General features: G+C 60.7%; 1 pseudogene. It reads right to left on the bottom strand.

Annotated features, from left to right (window positions below):
* Positions 1–119: 119 nt before the first annotated feature.
* Positions 120–257 (bottom strand): annotated as a pseudogene (locus GHO03_RS24950) (sugar isomerase); the annotation flags it as partial.

Raw genomic sequence — 257 nt, 5'->3', positions numbered from 1 at the left:
CGCGCAGCACCGTCCAGAGCTGCTGGAGGCCGCGCAGCAAGCCCTGCTGAGAGGCCCCCGTACTTTCCACAAAAAAATGCTGCAAGGCGGCCTGTTTTTACTCTTGCTCGGCCTGTGATTCAGCAACGCAATTTCAGCGCACTGGCCAGACTGATCGCCAGAGGCAGGCGCGGCAGCAACGTCGCCTGATAAGCGTGGTAGAGATCGGGCTTGCCGGGCTAGATCGTTTCAGAGGGCAGGTTGTCGTGGTCCAGCTC

Origin of the sequence: Pseudomonas sp. FSL R10-1339 (assembly GCF_009600545.1) — a bacterium.
Lineage (GTDB): Bacteria > Pseudomonadota > Gammaproteobacteria > Pseudomonadales > Pseudomonadaceae > Aquipseudomonas > Aquipseudomonas bubulae.
Note: the sequence above shows the minus strand (reverse complement) of the source record. Positions and strands in the feature narration are given on the sequence as shown.